We start from the raw sequence: 18,390 nt of genomic DNA on the forward strand, positions 1-18,390 counted from the left end.
CCCAGGCTACCGGCCACCCCCGACAAGAGCAGGTCGTCAGCCCCGGCGCAGGAGGTAGATGTCCATGATCCAGCCCTTCTCGGCGCGCAGCCGGTCGCGGCTGGTGACGATCCGCTGCTCCACTTCGCGCAGCGGGCCTTCGATCAGCGTTTCGTCCAGCATTCCCAGGTAGGCGCCCCACCAGATGTGGATGTCGTCGCCGGGGACCTGGGTGAACGAGCAGTCGCCGTCCAGCATCACCACGGCGGAACCGGTGAGCCCGTCCTCGCGCAACCGCCTTCCCGTGGTGATGTGCACCGGTTCACCGATGCGGTGCAACACCATGCGGTGCCGAGCGGCCAGTGCTTGCACGCTGGTGACACCGGGAATCACCTCGTAGTCGAAGCGCACCGCACCGCGCGCCAGCACCCGCTCGATCATCCGCAGGGTGCTGTCGTACAGCGCGGGATCGCCCCACACCAGAATCCCACCGACCCCGTCGACCTGCGAAAAGGCTTCCTCCAGCAGCGCGGAGCGCCGCTCGTGCCAGTCCTCGACCACACCCTGATAGTCGGCCGGTGCGCGGTCGCGCGGCGGGTCGGCGATCTCCACGATCCGATACGGCCGGTCGACGTGCTCGGCCAGGATCGCGGCCCGCACCTCGACCAGTTCGCGCTTGTCCGCGCCCTTGCCGATGACGAAGAACACATCGACCCGGCGCATCGCCTTGATGGCCTGCACGGTCACCTGGTCGGGATCGCCCGCACCGATGCCGATCACGGAGAGCATGCGCATGCGCCGAGCTTGCCAGGTGCGGTGACGACTAGAGTTGGCAGCCGTGGCGACCGATACCCAGTACGAGGACTTGCTCCGACTGGTGCTGGAATCCGGCACGAAAAAAGCGGACCGCACCGGCACCGGAACGCGCAGCATCTTCGGCCATCAGCTGCGCTACGACCTCTCGGCAGGCTTCCCGCTGATCACCACGAAAAAGGTGCATCTCAAGTCGATCGTCTACGAACTGCTCTGGTTCCTGCGCGGCGAGTCCAATGTGGGCTGGCTGCAAGAGCATGGCGTCTCCATCTGGGACGAATGGGCCGACGCCGACGGCGAACTGGGCCCGGTCTACGGCGTGCAGTGGCGGTCCTGGCCGACCCCGGACGGCATGCACATCGACCAGATCTCCGAGGTATTGCAGACGCTGCGGACCAATCCGGACTCCCGGCGCATGCTCGTGTCCGCCTGGAACGTTTCCGAGCTGGACAAGATGGCGCTCGCCCCCTGCCACGCGTTCTTCCAGTTCTATGTGGCCGACGGCAGACTGTCCTGCCAGCTGTATCAGCGCAGCGCGGACCTCTTCCTCGGCGTGCCGTTCAATATCGCCAGCTACGCCCTGCTCACCCACATGGTCGCGCAGCAGACCGAGCTGGAGCCCGGTGATTTCATCTGGACCGGCGGCGACTGCCACATCTATGACAACCACCTCGACCAGGTCCGCGAACAGCTGACCCGCGAGCCGTACCCGTTCCCCACGCTGCGGCTGCGCCCGGCGCCGACGCTGTTCGACTACGTCTACGAGGACGTGGAAGTGGTCGACTACCAGCATCATCCGGCGATCAAGGCCCCGGTGGCCGTGTGAGTGCCCGCACCATCGGACTGATCTGGGCACAAACCCCGGACGGGGTGATCGGTTTCCAGAACACCATCCCCTGGCGGGTGCCCGAGGACATGGCCAACTTCAAGAAGGTCACCATGGGACATCCCGTGGTGATGGGTAGGCGCACCTGGGATTCGCTGCCGCCGAAATTCCGCCCGCTGGCCGGACGCCGCAACATCGTGGTGACCAGGCAGACCGACTGGGCGGCGGAGGGGGCCGAACGGGCCGCTTCAGTGGCCGAGGCGCTGGCGCTCGGCGATCAGGACACCGTGTGGGTGATGGGTGGCGGTGAGATCTACCGCGCCGCTATGGATTTTGCGACCGACCTGCTCGTCACCGAGGTGGACACCACCGTCGAGGGCGACGCCTACGCCCCACCCATCGGCCCTGAATGGACCGCCGACGACACCGCGCCGTGGCACGAATCGAGCACCGGTCTGCGGTACCGGACCCGGCGCTATACCCGCGGCCGACCCGACTAGTCGGCAAACTCCTCGCATCCATCGCTGGAGCCGCACAACACCGTTCGATCACAGATCCCGCGGCGCGGCGACCCGGCCGCGCAAAGCCGACCCGTGACCTAGCCTGGTCGGGCATACTCCTGAGTAAGCGGCGGGCGACCTTCGTTCGCCCGAACGCTCCCAGCCGGTGCGCCAGCCCCGCACCAGGTTGCTGCGATTGCGAAAGGCGGTCCATGGACAAGAAATCGCTGACTGCGGTTGCTCGCCAACAGCTCAAGTTGGCCAGCACTGCCACTAGCGGGCGCAGTTCGCAAACCATCTTCGGCGGTCACGCGAATTCGCTGCGGCAGACCGTGGTCGGACTCAGCGCGGGTCAGAGCCTGGCCGAGCACGACAACAATGGGGAATCCACCCTGCTCGTGCTCAGCGGCACCCTGACCTTGATCAGCGGCAGCAATGAGTGGAAGGGCTCCGCGGGCGACCTGCTCGTGGTGCCCAAGGCCAGGCACAGCGTCAAGGCCGTCGACGACGTGGCGTTCCTGCTGACCGTGGCCACGCCACAGTAGCCACACCCCCCGCCATCTGATCGGTCATCGGGTGCCTGGCACTACGCTGATCATCATGAGCGAGCCTCAGCCGATCCTCGATCCGCTCACCCCGGCCGCGATCTTCCTGGTCGCCACCATCGACGAGGGCGGCGAGGCGGTCGTGCGGGACACGCTCGCCGACATTTCCGGTCTGCGCCGCTCGGTCGGGTTCCGCATCCCCGGTGCGGGGCTCACCTGCGTCACCTCGATCGGTTCCGCGGCCTGGGACCGGCTCTTCGCCGGCCCGAGGCCCGCCGAACTGCACGAATTCCCCGGCTTCGTCGGCGAGCACCACCAGGCGCCCGCCACCCCGGGCGACCTCCTGTTCCACATCAGGGCGGAGAACCAGGACGCCTGCTTCGAACTCGCCATGACGATCGCCGACCGGCTGGCCGGCGCCGTGACGATCGTGGACGAGACGGTCGGCTTCCGCTACTTCGAACAGCGCGATCTGCTCGGCTTCGTGGACGGCACCGAGAATCCGGAAGGCCGGGCCGCGTACGCGGCCGCACTGGTCGGCGACGAAGATCCCGAATTCCGTGGCGGCAGTTATGTCGTCGTGCAGAAGTACCTGCACCCACTGGCGGATTGGCGGGCGCTGTCGGTCGAGGAGCAGGAGAAGGTGATCGGGCGCACCAAGCTCGACGACTTCGAGCTCTCCGACGCCGACCAGCCCGCGGACTCGCACGTCGCGGTGAACACCATCGTCGACGCCGACGGCACCGAGCGGCAGATCCTGCGCGCCAATATGCCGTTCGGCAGCGTCAAGGACGGCGAATTCGGCACGTACTACGTCGCTTACGCGGCGACGCCGACCGTCACCGAGCTGATGCTCACCCGGATGTTCGTCGGCACCGAGGAGGCGGCCTACGACCGCCTTCTCGACTTCTCCATCGCGGTCACCGGCACCTCGTTCTTCGCGCCACCCCTGGATTTCCTGGACGAACTTCCGCCGCCGCCGGACGAAGCCAGCGCAGCGAAAAACGTGCAGCCCAACGACATCGGCTCGGGCTCACTCGGTATCGGCACGTTGAAAAGGAGCATGCAGTCATGAACAACCTCCATCGCGAACTCGCGCCGATCACCGACGAGGCGTGGTCGGCAATCGGGGAAGAGGCGACGCGCACCTTCAAACGGCACATCGCCGGGCGTCGCGTCGTCGACCTGTCCGGCCCGCACGGCCTCGACTACGCCGCGGTCGGCACCGGGCACACCACCCCGATCGCCGCGCCCGACGAGGGCGTCATCGCCCGGCAGCGGGTGGTCGCGCCGCTGGTCGAGCTGCGGGTGCCGTTCCGGCTCTCCCGCGAGGAACTCGACAACGTCGAACGCGGCGCCAACGACACCGACCTGGATCCGGTGAAGGACGCCGCGAAGCGAATCGCGTTCGCCGAGGACCGGGCCATCTTCGAGGGCTACCCGGCCGCCGAGATCACCGGCATCCGGGCCAGTTCGACCAACCAGGCGATCGCACTGCCGAATGATCCGCGCCTGGTGCCGGAGTCCGTCACCCAGGCGCTCACCGCATTGCGACTGGCGGGCGTGGACGGACCGTACTCGGCGCTGCTGAGCGCGGACCTCTTCACGGCGGTCAGCGAGACCTCCGACCACGGCCATCCGATCCGCACCCACATCGAGCGCCTCATTCCGGACGGCGAGATCATCTGGGCGCCCGCCATCGACGGCGCGTTCGTGCTGACCACCCGCGGCGGCGACTACGACCTGCGGATCGGCCAGGACCTGTCGATCGGCTACCTGTCGCACGACGCCGAGTCGGTGCAGCTGTACTTCCAGCAGAGCCTGACCTTTCTGGTGTACACCGCCGAGGCCGCGGTCGCGCTGGAAGCCTGACCCAGCCGAGGTGTGCGGTAGTGCGGTGCGCGGTAGCGTGTGCCGCAGCACGCCGGAAGCAGGTAGATGAGATGACAATGGTGCGGGCGGGTGTGGTGCCCACACAGCGCGCGGTGCTCTACAGCTGCCTCGGGATCCTCGTGACCGTGGCGCTGTGCGCGGCGGTGGTCGCCCTGTTCGGGGTGAACCGGGTGGTCACCGGGTTGCTGCTCGGCGCGGTCGCGGGCGTTGCCGTGGTGGCGGCGCTGTTCACCAGGGACGCCATCGTGCTCACCGAGCGGGTGATCTACCGGCGCACCCCGTGGACGGAGTCCAGCATCGATTGGGATCGCGTGGTCGCCGGACGCTTCACCCTCGACGAACGATCCCGCTGGTCGCTCGCACTCGACCTGGTCGGCGGGGACGAACAACACGGCGAATTGGTACTGCTGTCGATCCCGCCGGTGCTCGGACCGGTCTCGGGCGCCTACGACCTGCGTAAGCGGGAGCAGGTCACCGAGATCCGGGACATGTTGCGGCGCAAGCGCATTCCGGTGACCGTACTGCCGGAGATCGCCGGTGCGCTGCAACAGCACTGGCAGATCGCGCCGCCGACGCGCTGAGCTCCGACCCGCGGCCGCATCGTCACCCGGCGAGGCCTGCTCACGCGCCGGGACACCGGCGGCTCGTTTCCGATACGTTGGCAAGTGTGTCGATGACAAAGGGCTCCAACGTGCCGGTGCCGACGTCCGCCGTCCGGATCGAACTGGGCTGGCAGGGCGGGCCAGGGGTGCCCGACGCCGACGCTTCGGCGCTGCTGCTGGCCGCCGGAAAGGTGCGCACGGACGCCGACTTCGTCTTCTACAACCAGCCCGCGCATCCGTCCGGCGCGGTCCGGCACGAGGGCAAGCAGCAGGGGCCGACCGTGCTCGACGTGCTGTGGGCGAACCTGGACCAGGTCGAACCGCAGATCGACAGCATCGTGCTCGCCGCGTCCGCGGATGGCGGCACCTTCGGCCAATTCCATGGCCTCTATGTACGTTTGCTGGATCCGGGCAACGGCGCCGAGGTGGCGCGATTCGACAGCGTCGGCGCGAGCACCGAGACCGCCTTCGTGCTCGGCGAGCTGTATCGGCGCCAGGGGGCGTGGAAGTTCCGCGCGGTCGGGCAGGGCTACGACTCCGGGTTGGCCGGTCTGGCCACCGATTTCGGCATCTCGGTCGACGATGCCCCGGCACCCGCCGCACCGCCGCATCAGTTCGCCCCGCCGCCACCGCCCGCCGCGCCGCCGCATCAGTTCGCCGCCCCACCGCCACCGCCCCCGCCTGCTCCGCAGTACGCACCGCCGCAACCCGCGGGTCCGCACGTCGCGCCACCGGCCCTCCCCGGGCAGCAGTCCGGATCGGTCGCACCGCCGCCGGACGCACCGGTCAACCTGAGCAAGATCTCGCTGACCAAGGAAGCGCCCTCGATTTCGCTGACCAAGCAGGGCGCGACCGGGGGCGTGATGCGGATCAACCTGAACTGGTCCGGTGCCACCGACAGCCGACGCGGGTTCGGCAAACGCAAGCGCGGTCTCGATTTGGACCTGTGCTGTTTCTGGGAGCTGACCGACGGAACCAAGGGCGCCATCGGCCCACTCGACGGGTTCGGCTCGTTGCAGCAGCCGCCCTTCATCCAACTCGACAAGGACGATCGGACCGGCGCCGTCGCGGCAGGCGAGAACCTCGACATCAACCTGGACCACACCGCGCGGTTCCGCCGGATTCTGGTGTTCGCCTCGCTGTACGAAGGCACCGACGATTTCCGTGGCGTGCACGCTACGGCCACGCTGTACCCGATCGGCTCGCCGCCGATCGAGATGTCGGTGAGCGGGTGCACCGACAATTCGCGGGAGATGGTGCTCGCGTTGATCGAAAACGTCAACGGGGAGTTCGTGGTTCACCGTCAAGGGGTGTTCATCCGGCCGCCTGCCCGGCGCCCGCTGTGGGGGAAGATGGAAGTCGACAAGGCCTACCGCTGGGGCCTCGAGTGGGGACGTAGCGCGGGGAAGTAGGTCTCAGGCCGGTTCGAGCTGGGCCAGCAGCAACTGCGCCCGGCCACGAAGCGCGTCCAGGTCGCCGGGCCAGCCGAGGACCCGCAGCGCCGCCTCGGGGATCGTCCGCTCCGCGAAGACCGGCGCGCTGCCCTCGTCCGAACGCATGTTGATCACCATCTCGACCAGCCGGAACGGCAGCGCCGCCGCGCCGACGATGCCCGCGCCGCCGGCTTCGGCCAGCACCGCCGCCGCCAACGTCTCGTAGTGCCCACGCAGTTCGTCGCGCCGCAGCCGGAACGCGGCGAACCGCTCGGTGCGCAGTTCCGGAAGCAGATACAGCGCACCCAGATTCCACCGGGCCGCGCAGAGTTGGCGCACATCGAACCAGGCCAGCGCATACAGCCGCGCGGGCGTCGGTTCCCGCACATCGCGCAATCGCTCCGCGAGTTCCAATGGGGCAGCTATGGTTTCGACAAGCAGCGCATCGAGGATGTCATCCTTGGCGGCGAAGTGGTGATAGAGCGATGCCTGACGGATGCCGACCGCGTCGGCGACCACACGGGTGGAGGTGTTCGCATAACCATTGGTGGTGAACAGCTCCCCGGCAGCGTCCAGGATCTCGGCGCGCGGCGTCTGGCCGCGACGGCGTCGTTGCTCCACTCGAGGACGGCCGGGGCCGAAGTTTGCCACAAGGTTCATTCTGGCAGGTCTCCGCTGGACCGATCCGCAACGCAGGCGTTACCGGGGTTACCCAAAGCGATACACGCGGGTCACCGAAAGCGCGATCGCCACCGCAAAACTGTCAGCTGATAGGTATTGGCCGCTCGCCGAAGGACCCTCATGGCCACAACGTTCGTCCCCGCCCCGCCGCCCGACACCAGCCGGGACGGCGCCGACCTCGCCCGATTCGGCTATCAGCCGGTCCTGCGCCGCAAACTCGGCCGCTACGCCTCGTTCGCGGCCGGCTTCTCGTTCGTCTCCATCCTCACCACGATCTTCCAATTCTTCGGCTTCGGCTATTCGTTCGGCGGCGCCGCCTTCTTCTGGACCTGGCCGATCGTGTTCGCCGGACAGTTCCTGGTCGCGCTGAACTTCGCCGAATTGGCCGCGCGCTACCCGATTTCGGGCTGCATCTATCAGTGGTCGCGCCGCCTCGGCGGCGAGCTCGTCGGCTGGTTCGCGGGCTGGATGATGGTCATCGCGCAGATCGTGACCGCCGCCGCGGCGGCGATCGCACTGCAGGTGGTGCTGCCGTCGATCTGGCCGGGGTTCCAGCTGGTCGGCGACGACACCGCGCTCACCTCGTCGTCCGGCGCGACGAACGCGGTGCTGCTCGGCAGCATCCTGCTGGTGATCACCACGGTCGTCAACGTGCTCGGCATCGCCCTGATGTCACGGATCAACTCGATCGGCGTCACCGTCGAGATCGTCGGTGTACTCGCGATCATCGCGCTGTTCTTCACGCACACCGAGCGCGGGCCCGGCGTGGTGCTGGACACCGATCAAGCGGTGCCGGGCGCGTACTGGGCCGCGTTCCTGGTATCCGGGCTGATGGCCGCCTACGTGATGGTCGGCTTCGATTCCGCCGGTGAACTTTCCGAGGAAACGAAGAATCCGCGCCGGGTGGCGCCGCGCACCATCCTGACCGCGCTGGCGGTCTCCGCGCTCGGTGGCGGACTGCTGCTCCTCGGTGCGCTGATGGCCGCACCGAGCCTGTCCGACGGATCACTGGCCACGGACGGTTTGGCCTACGTGCTCACCTCGAAACTGGACAGCCCGGCGGGCAAGGTGCTGCTCGGCTGCGTTGCGGTGGCGGTCACGGTGTGCACCTTGGCAATTCAGACCGCGGGCTCGCGGCTGATGTTCTCTATGGCACGCGACGGGAAGCTGCCGTTCGCTCACAGTCTGGCCGCGGTACATCCGCGCTTCGGTACGCCGGTGCTGCCTGCGGTCGTCATCGGCCTGCTCGGCATCGGCCTGCTGGTACTGAATCTCGGGAATGCCGCGATCTTCGCGACGCTGGCCAGTGTGTGCATCGTGACGCTGTACCTGGCTTACCTGTTGGTCACGGTGCCGCTGCTGATTCGCCGGTTCAAGGGCATGCCCGCCGACGAAGCCAGCGAGACCGGCCTGTTCAGTCTGGGCCGCTTGGGATTCCCGATCAACGTGCTCGCGGTGCTGTGGGGCATCGCGATGGCGGTGAACCTGGCTTGGCCGCGTGCCGAGGTGTACACGCCGAACGGCGGCAGCTGGTGGATGCAGTGGGCCGCGCCGCTGTTCGTGCTGCTGGTGGTTGCCGTCGGAGCGGTCGTACACCGGTTGGTCGGCGGTACGCGGCGTGCCGCCGAAACCTCGGACGCCACAACACAATCCGTCTGATGTGCAGCGTGGTGGCGCTCCCGCCACCACCGCACAGCGCCCGCCGAAGGAGGCAACAATGACCAGTACCTCATCCACCACCGGTGCCAGGGCGCACGCGCGTTCGCAGGCGGCCACCGCGGCCGTCGCGGAACCGGATCTGCCCGATGGTGTCGAGTCCACGAGAATTACCTTCACTCAGCGCATTCCGGGCGCGGGCTCCGCGAATGTCGTGCTCGGGCGCGGCACTCGGGTCCGGCTGGCCGACCCGACGGGCGCCGCATGTGCGCATCTGCTCCTAGTGCGCGCCGAGGCACCGTGGGAACGGCTGAATGTCGCGGACACCGTAAAGGTTCCGTGGCAGGCCTACCTCGGCGACGGGCATCCATTGCTGTCCGACCAGGGCCGCGTTCTCGCCACCGTGCTCGCCGATACCTCGGGCAGGCACGACGCCCTGTGCGGGCCGACTGCCGAAGCCCGACAGCTGCTGTGCCTGGCCGGGGCCAAACATGGTCTGCAACCACGCGATATCGGACCGACGGTGTCGTTCTTCCGCGGCGTGCGCGTCGAATCCGACGGCGCGCTGACCGCCACCGGCAGCGCCGCCGCCGGTGCCTCGGTCGACCTGCTGGTGCACCTGCCGGTGATCCTGCTCGTCGCCAATGCCGCGCATCCGCTCGACGACCGCGCCGCCACCGATCTCGATGTCGTCGCCTGGGCCGCGCCGGAGGATCTGGCCGTCGCGCACAACACCGATCCGGAATACCAACGGGCCGTGGTGAACACCGAACGCGCCTGGTCGGCCGCACGCACAACGGAGGCAAGTCGATGACGTCTCGCACCACCGTGCTCGACGAGATCGTCCCCGCCCGCTCCCCCTGGTCGGCGGTGGTCGCGGCGGGCGACCAGCTGGAGATCATCGATCTGCACGGCAACCAGGCGGTCGACTGCCTGTTGTATTCGGCGGCCGATCACACCGACCGCTACAGCGCGCAGGCCACCGTCGCCGCGCAGCGCAACATCTTCCTCACCACCGGCAGCGTGCTGCTGACCGATACCGGAACCGCCTTGATGACCGTCGTCGCCGACGACGTAGGCAACCACGACACCATCGCGGGCGCTTGCTCTCAGGAGTCGAACACGCTCCGCTACGGGCACCACACCCGCCACCAGCACGCCTGCGTGGAGAATTTCCTCGCCGCCGCGCTGCACTGGGGCCTCGGCAAACGCGACCTGGTGTCGAATATCAACTGGTTCATGAATGTGCCGGTGGAAGCCGACGGCACGCTCGGTATCGTCGACGGATTGTCCGCTCCGGGAAAGAAAGTCACCCTGCGCGCCGAGGTCGATACGCTCGTCCTCGTCTCCAATTGCCCGCAGATCAATAACCCCTGCAACGGTTTCGACCCGACGCCGATCCGCATGGTGGTGTCGCGGTGACCGTCACGGAACTGTCCGACGGTACGAAGCACACTGGCCATCCGCTCGAAACCAGCAGGTTTCCGCTCACGACCGTCGAAGTCATCCGTCCGGGAATGCGGACAACAGTGCAGGATTGGCCGGGGCGAACCGGATATTGGCACGTCGGGGTCCCACCGTCTGGACCGATGGACGATCTATCGTTCCGGCTCGGCAATCGGGTACTCGGCAATCCCGAAGGTGCGGCCGGGCTGGAGTGCACCCTCGGTGGTCCGGCGCTGAAGTTCGCCGCGCCGACCTGGGTGTGCGTCACCGGCGCACCGACCGACGTCACGGTGGACGGCGTTCGGGTGGAGCAGTGGCGGACCGTTCGAGTCCCCGCGGGCGGCGTCCTCGACGTCGGTGCGGTTCGTGGACCGGGGATGCGCTGCTATGTACTGGTCGGGGGCGGCATTCAGTTGCCCGAATATCTCGGCAGCGCGGCTACATTCACCCTCGGACGGTTCGGCGGCAGAGACGGTGATGCCCTGCGCGGCGGCGCGGTTCTGCCGCTCGGTCCCCAGCACGGCCGCGTCGCGACCGCCGTCCCGATGGACGACCAGCCCGCGCTGTCCAGGCGTTGGGAGCTGGCGGTGACCGAAGGCCCGCACGGTGCGCCGGAGTTCTTCACCCGCACCGACTTCGGCACCATCCTCGGTACCGACTACCAGGTGCACTTCAACTCCGACCGCACCGGCGTGCGGCTCATCGGCCCGAAACCCGAGTGGGCGCGCACCGACGGCGGCGAGGCGGGACTGCACCCCTCCAACATTCACGACACCCCGTATTCGGTTGGCGCGCTGGACTTCACCGGCGACACGCCGATCCTGCTCGGCCCCGATGGCCCGAGCCTCGGCGGCTTCGTCTGCCCGGTCACCGTGGTCGCCGCCGACCGCTGGAAGCTCGGGCAGCTGACACCCGGCGACGCCGTGCGTTTCGTGCCGATCCGTAGTGATCGCGCCGCCTCGGTCCGCGACCTGGGTCCCGCACGCCGTGCCGCCTGGCCCACCGTGCTGTCGGCGGGCGGCGACGGTGACGACGGAATACTGCGCCGCACCGACGTCGACGACGCGACCGGCGTGACCTACCGCCGAGCGGGCGACGACGCTGTGCTCGTCGAATACGGCATCATGACACTGGACCTCGGCCTGCGCGCCCGCGTGCATGCCCTGCATCAGCACCTGCTCGCCGCGTGTGTGCGTGGCGTGACCGAACTGACCCCCGGCATCCGCTCGCTACAGATCCGGGTCGACCCGCAGGTGTTGCCGGTGCCCGTCCTGCTCGATCTACTGGCCGAAGCCGAACAGCACCTGCCCGCCGCCGATCAGCTCGTCGTCCCCAGCCGCACCGTGCACCTCCCGCTGTCCTGGGACGACCCGGCCACCCGCGAGGCCATCACCCGCTACATGCACGGCGTCCGCGCCGACGCCCCCTGGTGTCCGTGGAATATCGAATTCATCCGCCGCATGAACGGATTGGCTTCAGTGGCAGATGTTTACGACACCGTCTTCGGCGCCGAATACCTCGTCCTCGGTTTGGGCGACGTGTACCTCGGCGCCCCGGTCGCCACCCCGACCGACCCACGCCACCGCTTGGTCACCACCAAATACAATCCCGCCCGTACCTGGACGCCGGAGAACGCGGTCGGCATCGGCGGCGCCTACCTGTGCATCTACGGGATGGAGGGGCCCGGCGGCTACCAGTTCGTCGGCCGAACCACCCAGGTCTGGAACCATCACGCGGGCCCGCTCGCCGGTCGCCCTGGCGCGGACCGGCGTCCCTGCTGCGGCGAAACGCCTTGGCTGCTCCGCTATTTCGATCGAATCCGCTGGTACCCGGTCGCCGCCGATGAGCTGCTCGACCTGCGCGCCGATTTCGCCGCGGGCAACGTCGAGGTGCACGCCGAGGACGGCGAGTTCCGCCTCGCCGACTATCGCGCCTTTCTGGCCGCCAACGAGGGATCCATCGCCGACTTCCGCGCCACGCAGGCAGCAGCCTTTGCCGCCGAACGGAACTCATGGCAGCTGGCCGGGGAACTCACCGCGGGATAGTGGGCTCACCAGCCGAACAGCTCTGCCATTTCGATCGATTCGTCGTCCCAGGCGCGTTCGATCGCTTCGCGCTCGGTGTCCGGAAGTTCGGGCGACCACCCGCAGCGGCGCCAGAAGTCTTCCCGGTGTTCCTGGCTCAATGGTTTCGGTTTGTCCATGGCTGCACCTCGCCGACGGTCCTGCTGTCCATAATTGTGGGCCTGCTCCGGCGGCGACATGCCGGAACAGGCTCACGGACTTCGGGTTTCAGCGCAGATCGCGGAAGAACTCGCGGATATCGGTGGTGAGCAGTTCGGGTTCCTCCATGGCCGCGAAGTGACCACCGCGGTCGACGTCGGTCCAGCGGGTGATGGTGTTCTCGGTTTCGGCGTACTTGCGGATGCCGACATCGTGCGCGAAGACCAGCGCCGCGGTGGGCACGCCCGAGTTCACCTGCCGCGCTCCCCACGGCGCGTCCTGGGCGTAGCCGACGTAGGCCGACGAACCGGCGGTGCCGTTGAGCCAGTACAGCATCACGTTGGTGAGCAGCCGATCGCGATCAATGATCTTGTCCGGGTCCACGTTTCGCGGGTGTGTCCACTCCCGGAACTTGTCCATGATCCAGGCGAGCTGCCCGACCGGCGAATCCACCAGACCGTAGGCCAGCGTTTGCGGACGGGTGGACTGAATCGCGATGTAGCCGAACTCCTCCCGCATGAACGCCTCGATCCGGCGGATCCGGTCCCGCTCCAGCTCGGTCAGACTCGCCATCTCCTCGTCGGACAGCGGCAGCGACGGAATGGGCCCGCCGTTGATATGCACTCCCGCAACGTGTTCCGGCGCGACCCTGCCGACCTGCGGACTCACCGCGGCGCCGATATCGCCGCCCTGCACGCCGTAGCGCCGGTAACCCAGTCGGTGCATGAGTTCGGCCCAAGCCGCACCGATCCGCTCGATCGTCCAGCCCGCCTCGATCACGGGGCTCGAGAAACCGAACCCGGGCAGCGACGGAATCACCAGGTGGAAAGCATCTTTCGGATCACCGCCGTGCGCGCGGGGGTCGGTCAGCGGTCCGATCACGTCCAGGAACTCGACGATCGAGCCCGGCCAGCCGTGTGTCATCAGCAGCGGCAGCGCATCCGCCTCGGGCGAGCGGACGTGCAGGAAGTGGATGGTCTGCCCGTCGATCTCGGTCGTGTACTGGGCGTAGGAGTTGAGCCGTGCCTCAGCGGCGCGCCAGTCGTACTCGGTGCGCCAGTAGTCGACCAGACCGCGCAGCCAGGTGGTCGGCACGCCGGTGTCCCAGCCGTCGCCGGGCAGCGGCGCGGGCCAGCGGGCGTTGTCGAGTCGAGTGCGCAGGTCATCGAGTTGCTGCTGCGGAATGTCGATGCGGAATTCGTGGATCTCGTCGCTCATGAAAAAAACGATATGACCGACCTAGGACAACTTTCGCCCTAGGTTTCCGGCAGACTGAAATCCATGTTGGAAACTTCCGCGAGACTGCTCCGGCTGCTGTCGCTGCTCCAGACTCCTCGCGACTGGACCGGTACCGACCTGGCCGAACGCCTCGAGGTCGACGTGCGCACCGTGCGGCGCGACATCGATAAGCTGCGCAACCTCGGCTACCCGGTGGATGCCACTCCCGGCGTCGCGGGCTATCGGCTCGGCGCGGGCGCGAAGCTGCCTCCGCTGCTGCTGGACGACGACGAGGCGGTGGCGGTGGCGATCGGTCTGCGCACCGCCGCGGGCGGCACCATCACCGGCATCGAGGACAGCTCGTTGCGGGCTCTCACCAAACTCGAACAGGTGCTGCCGTCCCGGCTGCGCCACCGCGTCAGCCTGCTGCAGTCGGTCACCGTCACGGTGCGCGACGGTGGGCCGACCGTCGACCCGGACACGCTCACCGCGATAGCGGGTGCTATCCGGGATAGTCACCGCCTCCGCTTCGACTACCGAAGCCACGACGGGACAGCGTCTTTGCGCGCTACCGAACCCCATCGCCTCGCGCACGCGGGCCGCCGCTGGTACCTCATCGGCTGGGACGTCGACCGCGCCGATTGGCGCACCTACCGAGTCGACCGCCTACACCCCCGCATCCCCACCGGCCCTCGCTTCACCCCGCGCGAGCCGCCCGAAACCGACCTGTCCGGCTATCTCTCCCGGGGAGTATCGGATTCGCCGTACCGCTACTCCGCCCGCATCACCCTCGCCGTCCCCGCCGAGACCGCAGCGGACCGCATCGCCCCCACCGTCGGCGTCATCGAAGCCGTCGACACCGAAACCTGCGTCCTCCGCACCGGTTCGAACTCCCTCGACGAATTAGCCGTCTACGTGGCCACTTTCGGCTTCCCGTTCCGCGTCCACGAGCCACCCGAACTCATCGCCCACATCCGCGAACTCACCGCCCGCCTCGCCGAATCGGTCAACTAGAGACTCGTGGTTCAGACCACGATCACTGTTTTACCTTCGGCATGCCCGTCGGCGAGGTGCTGCACGGCCGCTGCGGCCCGCGCCAAGGGATAGCGCTTTTCGATCAGCGGGCGGAGTTTGCCGTCCGCGGCCAGCCCGGCAAGGAACTCGAGGTCGGCGCGGCGCGGGCGCATGAGCAGCAGCGCTATCCGTTGGCTGGTGAAAAGGTTGGTCAGCAAGACCTTTGCCATCCAGATGACCGGGCCTGCCCAGTTTCCGCCGGGTGCGCCTGCCGAAGAGACGAATACGCCCTTCGGGGTCAGTACTTTTCGGCAGTCGCGCAGTGACCGATTGCCGACCAGGTCGAGAAGCACGTCGTAGTGGCGGCCGCTCATCGCGAAATCCTCTGTGGTGTAGTCGATTACGTGGTCGGCGCCGAGGGATCGGACCGCTGCCACATGGCGAGTGCTGCAGACGGCGGTGACTTCGGCACCGAGTGCCTTGCCGATCAGGATCGCGAAGGTACCCACACCACCCGAGGCGCCGTTGATCAGCACGGACTGTCCGGCCCGCAGCTGCCCGACATCACGCAAGCCCTGCAGTGCGGTCATTCCCGAATCAGGCACGGCCGCGGCCTCTTCGATGCCCAGCCCGGCAGGGACCAGCGCCAGCCGCTGCTCCGGCACGCAGACGTATTCGGCGAAGGCGCCCGAGTCCACCGCACCGAATACCGTGTCGCCGGGCCGGAATCCGGTGACCTCGGACCCGACCGCCAGCACGTCCCCGGCCAGATCGTGCCCGATGATCCGATCCTTGGGTCGCCGTAGGCCGAATCCGAGTCGCAACAGGTAGGGAGTTCCGGTGAGCAAGTGCAGGTCGCCCTGACTCACCGCCGCGGCACGGACGCGGACCAGGATTTCGTCCGCGCGCGGTGTCGGCCGGTCCACTGTCTCCGTCCGAAGTACCGAGCTGGGACCGTACTGCGGCGCGACGATCGCCGTCATCGTGCTGACATCGACTGCGGATTGCGGGCTGTGGACCTCGGCCATGGAACTTCCTCGCGTGAAAACGGCTACTTACAGCGTAAGTCGCTCACCTCGGACGCTACACTTACACCGTAAGTGCGTCAAGAGAGAGGGCCTATGCCCAAGACAACCGCCACCAGCCAGCGCGCTCCACTCAACCGAGAAAGGGTGTTGCACACCGCCGTTCGCCTGGCCGACGAGCATGGCCTCACGGCGCTGTCCATGCGGAAGCTGGCACAGACACTCGGCGTCGAGGCGATGTCGCTGTACAACCATGTCACCAACAAGGACGACCTACTCGACGGCATCGCCGATCTGGTGGTCGCGGAGATGGGCGTGCCCGAGGTCGGCGGGGACTGGAAGACGGCCATGCGCGCGCGGGCGACCGCCGCCCACGAGGTGTTGCTGCGTCACCCATGGGCCACTGGGCTGATCGGCTCGCGACTGAACGTGGGCCCGGCCATGCTGCGCTACGTCGACGCCACCGTCGGCTGCCTGCGGGCCGCGGGCTTCTCCTATCAGCTGGCCGACCGTGCATGGAACGCGATGGACAGCCATATCTACGGATTCACCTTGCAGGAGTCCAACTTCCCGCTACGTCCGGACGAATACGCTTCCGCCGCACAGCACTTCCTGCCCCGCATACCCGCCGAACAGTATCCGTACATGAACGCGTTGGCACAGCTGGTGATCGACGGAAAGCACGCTGGTGTCGCCGATTTCGACTTCGGACTGGACCTGATTCTCGACGGGCTCGAGCGCCTGCTGACCGAGTCCCGCGACTAGCGGCGAACAGCAATTCGCCGACTGGCGCCGATCAGTCGGCGCCGACGGTCGCGTCGGGATTGGTCGCGTCACGCACAATCCGCAGCGCCGCGATGAATTCGTCGAGCTGCGCGGGCGGCAGCAGTCCGGTGAACCAGCGGTCGACCGCGACCAAATAGTCCGGCAGCACCTGCGCGAGCCGGTCCGCGCCGGACGCGGTCAATACCGCGTACGCACTGCGCCGGTCGCCGGGGTCGAGTTCGCGTTCCACCAGCCCCGACCGCGCGAGCCGATCGACCAGCCGGGTGACGCCACTGGTGGACAGCGAGGTCTGCGTCGCCAGATCCGTCATGCGCAGCCGCCGATTCGGCGAACGGCTCAGGCGCATAAGGGCGTTCAAGTCCAGCGCGGACAGGCCATGCGCGTTCCATACCGGCTCCAACTTGCTGACCACCCCTGCGTACGCCTCGAAGAGCAGACCCATCGTGGTCAGCCTGGGGTCGTCGAACAGGTCCACATCCATGGCATCAACCTACCCGAAGTGATTGCTGTGAGGATAGTTGACACGAGGAATATCTCGTTGTAGAAATATGCATACGCATTATTCCTCGCGACAACTACTGGAGCTCTCGATGCCTGACACCACCCGCTGGGTCGCCGGTTTCCGTTCCGCGGTCATCAGTCCGTACGAGCAGGTCAAGCTGGCGGAATCACGGGCCTTCGCCGACGAAACCGTGCGCCAGGTGCTGCACCTGGCCGGTGGCGGCGAACAGCTCCGGATCCTGCTGACCAACCGCTACGGACGGGTCCCGCTCGTCATCGGTGCCGCGCGGGTCGCGCTGCGGAAGACCGGCAGCGACATCATCACCGACACCGACACCGGGCTCAGCTTCGACGGCGCGGCACAGGTCACCATTCCGGTCGGCGGCGAGGTGATCAGCGATCCGATCGAGCTTGCCGTCACGGCGGGCGCCGACTTGATGCTGAGCCTCTACCTACCCGAGCAGACCGGGCTCGCGACCTTCTCCCACCAGCCCAACGAAATAGCCTATGTGGCGGCAGGCAACGTGGTCTCGGAGACGAGCCTCGCTATCGCCGATGAGGTTCCCGCGCGCTTCTACGTCACCGGCGTCGATGTACTCGCCCCCGCGGACACCCCGATCGCCGTGGCACTGGGTGACTCGTGGTTCGAAGGCGTCGGCTCGACCATGAGCACGAACCGCCGCTCGGTGGACGTCCTCAACAGTCGGCTCGACCGCGGCTGGGCGGTCAACCAGGGTATCGGCGGAAATCGCTTGCTGACCAACGAAATCGGCGTGCCGGGCGTGGAGCGATTCAGCCGAGATGTCGGCACCGTCCCCGGCGCCACCACGGTGCTGATCAACTTCGGCATCAACGACCTCATCCTCGGCGGCATGTCGGGCGAACCACCCGCCACCGCCGACGAGCTGATCGCCGGGTTCACCGAAATCGCCCGCCGCGCCCATGACGCGGGACTGACCATCCACGCCGCAACCATCGGCCCTTACGCTGCCTGCATCTACGAAGGTATGCCGATCGAGGAAACCCTGCCGACGCGCCGCCAGGTGAACGAATGGCTACGCACCACCGACGTTTTCGACTCGGTGTTCGATGTCGCCCGCGCGGTCGAGGATCCGGAGCGGCCCGACTTCATCCGCCCCGCCTACGACTGCGGCGACGGCATGCATCTCAACGACGCGGGCGCCCGCGCCATGGCCGAATCCATCGACGTCACGGCATTGTTCGGCTGAATGTGGCGAGAGCCGTTGCGC

The 18,390-nt window shown here is 67.5% G+C and carries 20 protein-coding genes; 14 read left to right on the plus strand and 6 right to left on the minus strand.

The features are described from left to right. Positions 1-36: 36 nt before the first annotated feature. Entirely contained in the window at positions 37-774 is a 738-nt protein-coding gene (cobF, locus tag KV110_RS36965; protein ID WP_218471760.1) for a precorrin-6A synthase (deacetylating), read from the minus strand. Positions 775-817: 43 nt separating this feature from the next. Between cobF and KV110_RS36970 the strand changes: the two genes are divergently transcribed. The 7 genes from KV110_RS36970 (at position 818) to KV110_RS37000 (ending at position 6,570) form a co-directional block, all read left to right on the plus strand. Beyond that, on the plus strand, positions 818-1,618 hold the full coding sequence (locus KV110_RS36970) for a thymidylate synthase (RefSeq protein ID WP_218471761.1): 801 nt from the start codon (positions 818-820) through the stop codon (positions 1,616-1,618). Then, positions 1,615-2,118 carry a dihydrofolate reductase gene (locus KV110_RS36975; protein ID WP_218471762.1) on the plus strand — a complete coding sequence of 168 codons (504 nt, stop codon included), beginning with the start codon at positions 1,615-1,617 and terminating at the stop codon, positions 2,116-2,118. The genes KV110_RS36970 and KV110_RS36975 overlap by 4 nt, the downstream gene beginning before the upstream one ends. A gap of 212 nt (positions 2,119-2,330) precedes the next feature. Then, the gene (locus KV110_RS36980; RefSeq protein WP_218471763.1) at positions 2,331-2,663 is read left to right on the plus strand and encodes a cupin domain-containing protein; all 333 of its coding nucleotides are present in this window, start codon (positions 2,331-2,333) and stop codon (positions 2,661-2,663) included. A 55-nt stretch (positions 2,664-2,718) separates the two neighbouring features. Then, positions 2,719-3,738 (plus strand): Dyp-type peroxidase, encoded by a 1,020-nt coding sequence (locus KV110_RS36985; protein ID WP_218471764.1) that lies wholly within the window; start codon positions 2,719-2,721, stop codon positions 3,736-3,738. Further along, complete coding sequence (locus KV110_RS36990; RefSeq protein ID WP_218471765.1) at positions 3,735-4,535, plus strand: family 1 encapsulin nanocompartment shell protein; 801 nt, start codon at positions 3,735-3,737, stop codon at positions 4,533-4,535. Before KV110_RS36985 ends, KV110_RS36990 begins: the two co-directional genes overlap by 4 nt. A 71-nt stretch (positions 4,536-4,606) precedes the next feature. Then, positions 4,607-5,137, plus strand: a complete 531-nt coding sequence (locus KV110_RS36995; protein WP_218471766.1) for a hypothetical protein — start codon at positions 4,607-4,609, stop codon at positions 5,135-5,137. A 92-nt stretch (positions 5,138-5,229) separates the two neighbouring features. Beyond that, positions 5,230-6,570: a TerD family protein gene (locus KV110_RS37000; RefSeq protein ID WP_218479352.1), complete on the plus strand. Its 1,341-nt coding sequence runs from the start codon at positions 5,230-5,232 to the stop codon at positions 6,568-6,570. A 3-nt stretch (positions 6,571-6,573) separates the two neighbouring features. Here KV110_RS37000 and KV110_RS37005 read toward each other — a convergent pair whose 3' ends face one another. Continuing rightward, entirely contained in the window at positions 6,574-7,242 is a 669-nt protein-coding gene (locus KV110_RS37005) for a TetR/AcrR family transcriptional regulator (protein ID WP_281427837.1), read from the minus strand. A 150-nt stretch (positions 7,243-7,392) separates the two neighbouring features. Here KV110_RS37005 and KV110_RS37010 point away from each other — a divergent pair, with 150 nt between their 5' ends. From KV110_RS37010 to KV110_RS37025, 4 genes are all read left to right on the plus strand, one after another. Then, positions 7,393-8,931 (plus strand): amino acid permease, encoded by a 1,539-nt coding sequence (locus KV110_RS37010; RefSeq protein ID WP_218471768.1) that lies wholly within the window; start codon positions 7,393-7,395, stop codon positions 8,929-8,931. Positions 8,932-8,989: 58 nt separating this feature from the next. Further along, a complete protein-coding gene (locus KV110_RS37015) occupies positions 8,990-9,742 on the plus strand; it encodes a DUF1989 domain-containing protein (protein ID WP_218471769.1) in 753 nt (250 codons plus the stop codon). After that, positions 9,739-10,350 (plus strand): urea amidolyase associated protein UAAP2, encoded by a 612-nt coding sequence (locus tag KV110_RS37020; RefSeq protein ID WP_218471770.1) that lies wholly within the window; start codon positions 9,739-9,741, stop codon positions 10,348-10,350. The genes KV110_RS37015 and KV110_RS37020 overlap by 4 nt, the downstream gene beginning before the upstream one ends. A gap of 83 nt (positions 10,351-10,433) precedes the next feature. Then, complete coding sequence (locus tag KV110_RS37025) at positions 10,434-12,419, plus strand: 5-oxoprolinase/urea amidolyase family protein (protein ID WP_393538228.1); 1,986 nt, start codon at positions 10,434-10,436, stop codon at positions 12,417-12,419. Positions 12,420-12,424: 5 nt separating this feature from the next. Here the strand turns inward: KV110_RS37025 and KV110_RS37030 are convergent, their stop codons facing one another. Together KV110_RS37030 and KV110_RS37035 are read right to left on the minus strand one after the other, a co-directional pair. After that, on the minus strand, positions 12,425-12,577 hold the full coding sequence (locus KV110_RS37030) for a hypothetical protein (RefSeq protein ID WP_218471771.1): 153 nt from the start codon (positions 12,575-12,577) through the stop codon (positions 12,425-12,427). Between the two features lie 88 nt (positions 12,578-12,665). Then, positions 12,666-13,814: an epoxide hydrolase family protein gene (locus tag KV110_RS37035; RefSeq protein WP_218471772.1), complete on the minus strand. Its 1,149-nt coding sequence runs from the start codon at positions 13,812-13,814 to the stop codon at positions 12,666-12,668. A gap of 63 nt (positions 13,815-13,877) precedes the next feature. Between KV110_RS37035 and KV110_RS37040 the strand changes: the two genes are divergently transcribed. Further along, on the plus strand, positions 13,878-14,828 hold the full coding sequence (locus KV110_RS37040; protein WP_218471773.1) for a helix-turn-helix transcriptional regulator: 951 nt from the start codon (positions 13,878-13,880) through the stop codon (positions 14,826-14,828). Between the two features lie 11 nt (positions 14,829-14,839). Here KV110_RS37040 and KV110_RS37045 read toward each other — a convergent pair whose 3' ends face one another. Further along, entirely contained in the window at positions 14,840-15,856 is a 1,017-nt protein-coding gene (locus tag KV110_RS37045) for an NAD(P)-dependent alcohol dehydrogenase (protein WP_218471774.1), read from the minus strand. A gap of 93 nt (positions 15,857-15,949) precedes the next feature. Between KV110_RS37045 and KV110_RS37050 the strand changes: the two genes are divergently transcribed. Further along, positions 15,950-16,618, plus strand: coding sequence for a TetR/AcrR family transcriptional regulator C-terminal domain-containing protein (locus KV110_RS37050; protein ID WP_218471775.1), 669 nt, complete (start codon positions 15,950-15,952; stop codon positions 16,616-16,618). Positions 16,619-16,649: 31 nt separating this feature from the next. Here KV110_RS37050 and KV110_RS37055 read toward each other — a convergent pair whose 3' ends face one another. Beyond that, the gene (locus tag KV110_RS37055) at positions 16,650-17,120 is read right to left on the minus strand and encodes a MarR family winged helix-turn-helix transcriptional regulator (protein ID WP_218471776.1); all 471 of its coding nucleotides are present in this window, start codon (positions 17,118-17,120) and stop codon (positions 16,650-16,652) included. Between the two features lie 109 nt (positions 17,121-17,229). Here KV110_RS37055 and KV110_RS37060 point away from each other — a divergent pair, with 109 nt between their 5' ends. Then, positions 17,230-18,369: a GDSL-type esterase/lipase family protein gene (locus tag KV110_RS37060; RefSeq protein ID WP_246634200.1), complete on the plus strand. Its 1,140-nt coding sequence runs from the start codon at positions 17,230-17,232 to the stop codon at positions 18,367-18,369. Positions 18,370-18,390 lie beyond the last annotated feature (21 nt).

Source organism: Nocardia iowensis, assembly GCF_019222765.1.
In the GTDB taxonomy this organism is placed as follows: domain Bacteria; phylum Actinomycetota; class Actinomycetes; order Mycobacteriales; family Mycobacteriaceae; genus Nocardia; species Nocardia iowensis.

What these genes read in the sequence shown, in the direction of transcription:
- cobF (WP_218471760.1), bottom strand. Translation starts at nt 774, where the DNA reads ATGCGCATGCTCTCCGTGATCGGCATCGGTGCGGGCGATCCCGACCAG.
- KV110_RS36980 (WP_218471763.1), top strand. Translation starts at nt 2,331, where the DNA reads ATGGACAAGAAATCGCTGACTGCGGTTGCTCGCCAACAGCTCAAGTTG.
- KV110_RS36985 (WP_218471764.1), top strand. Translation starts at nt 2,719, where the DNA reads ATGAGCGAGCCTCAGCCGATCCTCGATCCGCTCACCCCGGCCGCGATC.
- KV110_RS36990 (WP_218471765.1), top strand. Translation starts at nt 3,735, where the DNA reads ATGAACAACCTCCATCGCGAACTCGCGCCGATCACCGACGAGGCGTGG.
- KV110_RS36995 (WP_218471766.1), top strand. Translation starts at nt 4,607, where the DNA reads ATGACAATGGTGCGGGCGGGTGTGGTGCCCACACAGCGCGCGGTGCTC.
- KV110_RS37000 (WP_218479352.1), top strand. Translation starts at nt 5,230, where the DNA reads ATGACAAAGGGCTCCAACGTGCCGGTGCCGACGTCCGCCGTCCGGATC.
- KV110_RS37010 (WP_218471768.1), top strand. Translation starts at nt 7,393, where the DNA reads ATGGCCACAACGTTCGTCCCCGCCCCGCCGCCCGACACCAGCCGGGAC.
- KV110_RS37015 (WP_218471769.1), top strand. Translation starts at nt 8,990, where the DNA reads ATGACCAGTACCTCATCCACCACCGGTGCCAGGGCGCACGCGCGTTCG.
- KV110_RS37020 (WP_218471770.1), top strand. Translation starts at nt 9,739, where the DNA reads ATGACGTCTCGCACCACCGTGCTCGACGAGATCGTCCCCGCCCGCTCC.
- KV110_RS37030 (WP_218471771.1), bottom strand. Translation starts at nt 12,577, where the DNA reads ATGGACAAACCGAAACCATTGAGCCAGGAACACCGGGAAGACTTCTGG.
- KV110_RS37035 (WP_218471772.1), bottom strand. Translation starts at nt 13,814, where the DNA reads ATGAGCGACGAGATCCACGAATTCCGCATCGACATTCCGCAGCAGCAA.
- KV110_RS37040 (WP_218471773.1), top strand. Translation starts at nt 13,878, where the DNA reads ATGTTGGAAACTTCCGCGAGACTGCTCCGGCTGCTGTCGCTGCTCCAG.
- KV110_RS37045 (WP_218471774.1), bottom strand. Translation starts at nt 15,856, where the DNA reads ATGGCCGAGGTCCACAGCCCGCAATCCGCAGTCGATGTCAGCACGATG.
- KV110_RS37050 (WP_218471775.1), top strand. Translation starts at nt 15,950, where the DNA reads ATGCCCAAGACAACCGCCACCAGCCAGCGCGCTCCACTCAACCGAGAA.
- KV110_RS37055 (WP_218471776.1), bottom strand. Translation starts at nt 17,120, where the DNA reads ATGGATGTGGACCTGTTCGACGACCCCAGGCTGACCACGATGGGTCTG.
- KV110_RS37060 (WP_246634200.1), top strand. Translation starts at nt 17,230, where the DNA reads ATGCCTGACACCACCCGCTGGGTCGCCGGTTTCCGTTCCGCGGTCATC.